The organism is Collinsella sp. CLA-AP-H1, assembly GCF_040092945.1.
In the GTDB taxonomy this organism is placed as follows: domain Bacteria; phylum Actinomycetota; class Coriobacteriia; order Coriobacteriales; family Coriobacteriaceae; genus Collinsella.
The window spans coordinates 48,341-54,771 of record NZ_JBBNKO010000015.1; the positions used below are offsets into that span (position 1 = coordinate 48,341).

A 6,431-nucleotide genomic window follows, 5' to 3' on the forward strand; every position below is an offset into this window, starting at 1 on the left:
GATAGGGGATACCGAAATGAAGACCATCAAGCTTGCTCCCGGTGAGCGCCTCGTTACCAACCAGCTCAACCGCAAGGGCGTGCTGCCGCAAAACATCGTCGACGCCGCCCGCGATATCGTGGCCAACGTGCGCGCCAACGGCGATGCCGCGGTGCGCGATTATTGCCAGCGTTTTGACGGCGTTGAGCTGCAGAGTTTTCGCCTGCCGCAGGAGCAGATTGATGCTGCACTCGAAGGCCTCGATCCCGCTTTTGTCGCGGCGCTCGAAAAGGCTGCACGCCAGATTCGCGAGTTCCACCAGCGCGAGGTCGAGCAGAGCTGGTTTACCACGCGCCCGGACGGCACGATGCTCGGCGTTAAGGTGACCCCGCTTGCTGCGGCCGGTATCTACGTGCCGGGCGGTCGTGCACAGTACCCTTCCACCGTGCTTATGAACGCCATTCCCGCCAAGGTGGCCGGCGTCAAACGCGTGGTCATGGTGACCCCGCCGCAAAAGGACGGCCTGATCAGCCCCTACACGCTCGCTGCGGCAAAGCTCGGCGGCGTGGACGAGATCTATATGGTGGGCGGCGCCCAGGCCGTGGCCGCGCTGGCGTACGGTACCGAGACCATTCCGCGTGTCGACAAGATTACCGGCCCGGGTAACGCCTTTGTCGCCGCTGCCAAGCAGATTGTCTCGGGTGATGTGGGTATCGATATGGTCGCCGGTCCCTCCGAGGTCTGCGTGCTGGCCGACGCCACGGCCAAGCCCATGGTGGTCGCGGCCGACCTGATGGCCCAGGCCGAGCACGATCCGCTGGCGGCCTGCTATCTGGTGACCTGCGACGAGCAGTTTGCGCGTGAGGTCGAGGCGGGTGTCGATATTCTGGTGGCGCAGTCCCCGCGTGCCGAGATCACGCGCGCCTCACTCGACAATGAAGGCACTATCGTGGTAGCCGCCGACATGGCTGCCGCCGTCGAGGCGGTGAACACCGTGGCGCCCGAGCACCTGGAACTGCACTGCAAGGATGCGATGGGCCTGCTTGGCGGTATTCGCAACGCCGGCGCCATCTTTGTGGGCGCTTGGAGCTCCGAGCCGCTCGGCGATTACGTTGCCGGCCCCAATCACACGCTGCCGACCGGCGGCACGGCCATGTTCTCCAACCCGCTTTCGGTGGAGGAGTTCGTCAAGCGCTCGAGTGTCATTTGCTATACGCCCGAGGGCCTGCTCTCCGATGCTCCCGCCACACAGCGTCTAGCCGAGGCCGAAGGCCTGTGGGCGCACGCGCTTTCGGCCGCACTGCGTCGCCGTGTGCTGGAGCAGGGCGAGGGTGCCGTGAGTGCCGAGTCGCTGGCCGCGGCCGACCTGACGAAGGTCGCCTGGCCGGGCGATACGACCGCGACGGTCGTCGAGGGTGTGGACCTGGCGGCTGCGGGCGCGGATGGCGCTGGCGCGACCGGCGAGGAGGTCTAACATGGCCGAACTCACGCCGCGCATGAAGGAGCTCGTCCAGCCCTACCTGGCCGGCATTGAGCCCTATGATCCCAACTTTACGCCCACGCGCATCAACCTTTCGGCCAACGAGAACACCTATCCCGTGCCGGCCGGCGTGCGCGAGGCGATTGACGCGGCGCTCGCCGCTACGCCGCTCAACCGCTACCCCGATCCCATGTCCAACGACCTGCGCGACGAGCTTGCTGCCTGGCATGGCGTGACGCGCGAGAACATTTGCGTGGGTAACGGCGGCGACGAGCTGCTCTATAACTATCTGCTGGCGTTTGGCGGCGCGGGGAGGATCCTGCTCAACTGTCCGCCGTGCTTTAGCGAGTATGCCTTCTTTGCGTCGCTGTGCCAGACCGAGGTGCGCGACGTGTGGCGCGACCCGGCGAGCTTTGAGCTTGACCAGGCGGCCGTGCTCGCCGCGGCGCCGGAGTGCAACCTGGCCATCGTGACCTCGCCCAATAACCCCACGGGCGACGTGGCGCCGCTCGACTTTGTCGCGGCGCTTTGCGATGCGTGCCCCGGCATGGTAATGGTCGACGAGGCCTACGTTGAGTTCGCCGACGATTCGTTTGGCGCGGCCACCACGGCGCAAGGCCTTATCGCCGAGCATCCCAACCTGGTGATTCTGCATACGCTGTCCAAGGCGTTTGGCGCCGCCGGCGCGCGTCTGGGTTATGTGATCGCGGCACCCGAGGTCATCGACGTGTTCGCGGCGATTCGCCAGATCTATTCGGTCAATGTGCTGAGCCAGGCAGCCGCGCTTGCCTGCGTGCGTGCCCGGGATGCGTATGCGCCCGTGGGGGCACAGGTCGCATTCGAGCGCGAGCGTGAGCTGTGCGCCCTGCGCGCGATGGCTGCCGAGGGCATGCCCGTGGAGGCATGGCCGAGCGCGGCAAACTTTGTGCTCGTGCGCACGCCGCATGCCACGCGCGTGCGTGAGCGCCTGCGCGACGAGTATTCGATTTTGGTGCGCGACTTTAGCTACGCGCCGGGCCTTGCGGACTGCCTGCGCATCACTGTTGGCACGCCGCAGGAAAACGATGAGGTGCTGGCCGCGTTTGCCGCGCTGGTGAAGGAGGAGATGTAGATGGGCCGTTATGCCGAGGTGACCCGCAAGACGGGTGAGACCGACATTGTCGTCAAGCTCGACCTGGACGGAAGCGGCGTGTGCGATATCTCGACCGGCGTGCCGTTTTTCGACCATATGCTCAACGCCTTTGGCCGTCATGGACTGTTTGATTTGACGGTGCATGCGGTAGGCGACGTTGAGGTCGACGCGCACCACACCGTCGAGGACACGGGCATTGTGCTGGGCGAGGCATTTTGCAAGGCGCTGGGCGACAAGGCGGGCATTACGCGCTTTGCCGATGCAGCGATTGCCATGGACGAGACGCTCGTGATGGCTGCCGTGGACATTTCGGGTCGCGGCCAGGCCTACTGCGAGCTGCCCGTGCCGACCGAGCGCGTGGGCAGCTTTGATACCGAGCTGGCCGTTGAGTTCTTCTATGCCTTCGCGCGCGACGCCAAGCTCACGCTGCACGTGCGCGAGCTGGCGGGCGGCAATTCGCACCATATTATCGAGGCCGCCTTTAAGGCCGTGGGCCGCACGATGCGCCGCGCCTGTGAGCTCGATCCCCGCGTGCAAGGCATCCCCAGCACCAAGGGCTCGCTGTAACCGCTGCAACCGCCGTAAGGGCAAAACCGCCACAAAGGGGACAGGCACCTTTGTGGTGGTTTTGGATGATGAGATAAGGGAGGGTCGCGTGGGCGAACCGAAGATCGTGGTGGTCGACTACCACAAGGGCAACTTGTCGAGCGTTGTGCGCGGGCTTGCGCGCGCCGGTGCCGCCGCCTGCACGTCGGACGATCCGGAGCAGATCCGCAATGCCGACGGCCTGGTCATCCCGGGCGTGGGCGCGTTCTATGACGCGATTGCCTTTATGCGTCGGAGCGGCGAGGAGGCGGCCGTGCTCGATGTCGTTGCCGCCGGAACTCCGCTGCTCGGCATCTGCCTGGGCCTTCAGCTGTTTTTTGAGCGCGGCAACGAGGGCGTGCCAGCGGACGAGGGTGCGGACGCGGACGACAGCGCTTCCGAGCAGGCTGGTGGTCCCTGGGTCGATGGCCTGGACATTATGCGCGGCTCGTGCACGCGCTTGGAGTCGAGCCGCCTGAAGGTGCCGCACGTGGGCTGGGACCAGGTGCACATGACGCCTGCCGGTGCGGCCGATCCGCTGCTTGCCGGTTTTGCCGAGGGCGCCAACATGTATTTCACCCACAGCTACGCGGTGGCCGACGACGCCGATGCCGCCGATGTACTGGCGCGCACGCACTATACGCGGAGCTTCCCGTGCATCGTGCGCCATGGCAACGTGTGGGGCTGCCAGTTCCATCCCGAGAAATCCTCCGCGCTGGGTCAGCGCATCCTTAAGAACTTCGTCAACATCGTCGAGGAGGCTGGCCGATGATCCTGTTTCCCGCAATCGATCTGATCGGCGGCAAGGTCGTGCGCCTGGAGCGTGGCGACCGCAGCCGCTGCAAGGTATATTCCGACGACCCCGTGGCCGTTGCTCGCTCGTTTGCCGAGCAGGGCGCAAGCTGGGTGCACGTCGTCGACCTGTCCGCTGCCTTTGGCGAGGACGAGGACACATGCGCTGCCAACTCGGCGGCGATTAAGGCCATCTGCGGCGTCAACGGTCTGTCCGTGGACGTGGGCGGCGGCGTCCGCTCGCTCGCGCGCATCGACGAGTTGGTCGGCTACGGTGCGCGCCGCATCGCACTAGGCACGGTGCTCGTGACCGAGCCGGGTTTTGCCGAGGTGGCGGCCCAAGGCTTTGGCGAGCTGTTGGTGGCAGATATTGCCGCACGCGACGGCCAGGTCAAGGTGAATGGCTGGCGTGACGGCGCGGGCGTGGCGCTCGACGACGCCGTGGCGCAGCTTTCCGAGCTGGGTTTTAAGCATCTGGTGTATACCGACATTGCGCGCGATGGCATGCAGACGGGCATCGATGTGGCGGCGTATCGCCATGTGGCCGAGGTCGCGGGCTTTCCCGTCGTGGCATCGGGCGGCATCTCGACGCTCGACGACATCCGTGCGCTGGCCGCAGTGGGTGAGGGCGCGATTGAAGGTGCCATTACCGGTCGCGCACTCTACGAGGGCAACTTTACGCTGGTCCAGGCGCTGGACGCCGTCCGAGGGGAGGAGTAGCCCATGCTTACCAAACGCGTGATTCCCTGCCTGGACGTCAAGGACGGCCGTGTGGTCAAGGGCGTCAACTTTGTGAGCCTGCGCGATGCGGGCGATCCGGTGGAGCTGGCACGCGCCTACGACCGCGAGGGTGCGGACGAGGTCGTCTTCTTGGACATTACCGCCACGAGCGACAACCGTGCGACGACTATCGAGATGGCGGCGCATGCAGCCGAGGAGCTGGCCATTCCCTATACCGTGGGCGGCGGCTTTCGCGACCTGGCAGGCATGCGCACCATGGTTGCCGCCGGTGCTGACAAGGTGTCGCTCAACTCGGCGGCCGTGCGTGACCCGTCGCTGATTAGCCAAGCTGCCGCGGCGTTTGGTAGCCAGGCCGTGGTCGTGGCGATCGATGCCAAGCGCGTCGGTTTGCCCGGCGCATCTGGTGCCGACAAGTGGGAGGTCTTCACGGCGGGCGGCCGCAACGCCACGGGCATCGACGCGGTGGCGTGGGCCGAGGAGGCGGCTCGTCGCGGCGCCGGCGAGATCTTGCTCACCAGCATGGATCGCGACGGCACCAAGGCCGGCTTTGACCTGGCGCTCACCCGCGCCGTGGCGCGCGCGGTGCCGATTCCCGTCATCGCGAGCGGCGGCGTGGGCACGCTCGAGCATTTTGCCGAGGGCGTGATCGAGGGCGAGGCCGATGCCGTGCTGGCGGCGAGCGTCTTTCACTTTGGAACCTTCAGCATTCGCCAGGTGAAGGAGTATATGGCGTCGCAGGGCATCCCTGTGAGGCTGGACTTTTAGCGCTGCGGCTTGCCCAGGTGCCGCATCTTGCCGCTCAAACCGTCGCTCGCGTACCAAAGTACGCGTCGCTCCTCTTTCGCGGCAACCTGCGGCACCTGGGCAACCCTCGCCGATCTGCGAGGTTTTAATTGGGGAGAAAAATGGAAGAGATAACCGATCCTTCAAAGCTTACGTATGACGCCAAGGGGCTGATTCCTTGTGTGGTTCAGCAGTATGACACCGGCGAGGTGCTTATGGTTGCTTGGATGAACGAGGAATCGGTGGGGCTGACGCTCAAGACCGGGACCACGTGGTTTTGGAGCCGCAGCCGTCAGGAGCTCTGGAACAAGGGCGCGACGAGCGGCAACATGCAGGAGGTCAAGGAGCTTTGGGCCGACTGCGATAGCGATACGCTGCTGGTCAAGGTCGACTCGCCGGGTCCGGCCTGCCATACCGGCAACCGTACCTGCTTCTTTAAGAAACTCGCGTAGGGCGGGCGCTCGATTAGACGCTCGGCCACCAGAAAGGATTGAACCATGGGTGTGCGCACCGCAAACGTTCAGGATGGAAATATCGGTGAGACGCTGACAGGTCTGGCCGAGGTGATTCACGGTCGTCGTGATGCATCGCCGCAGGAGAGCTATACCGCGCGTCTGCTGACCGACGTCGAGGATGAGCTGCTCAAGAAGCTTGCCGAGGAGGCGAGCGAGGTGATCATGGCCTGCAAGGATAACGACCACGATCACATTCGCTATGAGGCCGGCGACCTGGTCTACCACCTGCTCGTGACGCTCGAGCGCTACGGCATCACCCTCGACGAACTGGCCGGCGAACTCAACGCCCGCCGCCACTAGTCATTGGGTGTTCCTATAGTTTTGTCAACCGTCGGGGCTACTCCCGGTAGGGCACCCGGTCGCGCATCACGGCGTATATCGCCCTGAGCCGCTTCCTCGCGACGGCCTTGAGCGCCCGCCCGTG

General features: G+C 65.1%; 8 protein-coding genes. All 8 read left to right on the plus strand.

The annotated features are described in order from the left end of the window. Positions 1 to 16: 16 nt before the first annotated feature. The 8 genes from hisD to hisE all read left to right on the plus strand — a co-directional run bounded on the left by hisD (position 17) and on the right by hisE (position 6,307). A complete protein-coding gene (hisD, locus tag AAAV44_RS08340; protein ID WP_349115313.1) occupies positions 17 to 1,453 on the plus strand; it encodes a histidinol dehydrogenase in 1,437 nt (478 codons plus the stop codon). A 1-nt stretch (position 1,454) separates the two neighbouring features. Beyond that, complete coding sequence (gene hisC / locus AAAV44_RS08345; protein ID WP_349115314.1) at positions 1,455 to 2,570, plus strand: histidinol-phosphate transaminase; 1,116 nt, start codon at positions 1,455 to 1,457, stop codon at positions 2,568 to 2,570. After that, positions 2,571 to 3,158: an imidazoleglycerol-phosphate dehydratase HisB gene (hisB, locus tag AAAV44_RS08350; RefSeq protein WP_349115315.1), complete on the plus strand. Its 588-nt coding sequence runs from the start codon at positions 2,571 to 2,573 to the stop codon at positions 3,156 to 3,158. Between the two features lie 88 nt (positions 3,159 to 3,246). Then, positions 3,247 to 3,948, plus strand: a complete 702-nt coding sequence (locus tag AAAV44_RS08355) for an imidazole glycerol phosphate synthase subunit HisH (protein ID WP_349115316.1) — start codon at positions 3,247 to 3,249, stop codon at positions 3,946 to 3,948. After that, positions 3,945 to 4,688 carry a HisA/HisF-related TIM barrel protein gene (locus AAAV44_RS08360; protein ID WP_349115317.1) on the plus strand — a complete coding sequence of 248 codons (744 nt, stop codon included), beginning with the start codon at positions 3,945 to 3,947 and terminating at the stop codon, positions 4,686 to 4,688. The genes AAAV44_RS08355 and AAAV44_RS08360 overlap by 4 nt, the downstream gene beginning before the upstream one ends. A gap of 3 nt (positions 4,689 to 4,691) precedes the next feature. Continuing rightward, positions 4,692 to 5,474: an imidazole glycerol phosphate synthase subunit HisF gene (hisF, locus tag AAAV44_RS08365; protein ID WP_117769949.1), complete on the plus strand. Its 783-nt coding sequence runs from the start codon at positions 4,692 to 4,694 to the stop codon at positions 5,472 to 5,474. A 140-nt stretch (positions 5,475 to 5,614) separates the two neighbouring features. Then, positions 5,615 to 5,944 (plus strand): phosphoribosyl-AMP cyclohydrolase, encoded by a 330-nt coding sequence (gene hisI, locus AAAV44_RS08370; RefSeq protein ID WP_055285578.1) that lies wholly within the window; start codon positions 5,615 to 5,617, stop codon positions 5,942 to 5,944. Positions 5,945 to 5,989: 45 nt separating this feature from the next. Beyond that, positions 5,990 to 6,307 (plus strand): phosphoribosyl-ATP diphosphatase, encoded by a 318-nt coding sequence (gene hisE, locus AAAV44_RS08375; RefSeq protein WP_006235893.1) that lies wholly within the window; start codon positions 5,990 to 5,992, stop codon positions 6,305 to 6,307. Positions 6,308 to 6,431 lie beyond the last annotated feature (124 nt).

Excerpts from the sequence above, each read along its gene's own strand:
- hisC (WP_349115314.1), top strand. The coding sequence starts at position 1,455 with ATGGCCGAACTCACGCCGCGCATGAAGGAGCTCGTCCAGCCCTACCTG.
- AAAV44_RS08360 (WP_349115317.1), top strand. The coding sequence starts at position 3,945 with ATGATCCTGTTTCCCGCAATCGATCTGATCGGCGGCAAGGTCGTGCGC.
- hisF (WP_117769949.1), top strand. The coding sequence starts at position 4,692 with ATGCTTACCAAACGCGTGATTCCCTGCCTGGACGTCAAGGACGGCCGT.
- hisE (WP_006235893.1), top strand. The coding sequence starts at position 5,990 with ATGGGTGTGCGCACCGCAAACGTTCAGGATGGAAATATCGGTGAGACG.
- hisI (WP_055285578.1), top strand. The coding sequence starts at position 5,615 with ATGGAAGAGATAACCGATCCTTCAAAGCTTACGTATGACGCCAAGGGG.
- hisB (WP_349115315.1), top strand. The coding sequence starts at position 2,571 with ATGGGCCGTTATGCCGAGGTGACCCGCAAGACGGGTGAGACCGACATT.
- hisD (WP_349115313.1), top strand. The coding sequence starts at position 17 with ATGAAGACCATCAAGCTTGCTCCCGGTGAGCGCCTCGTTACCAACCAG.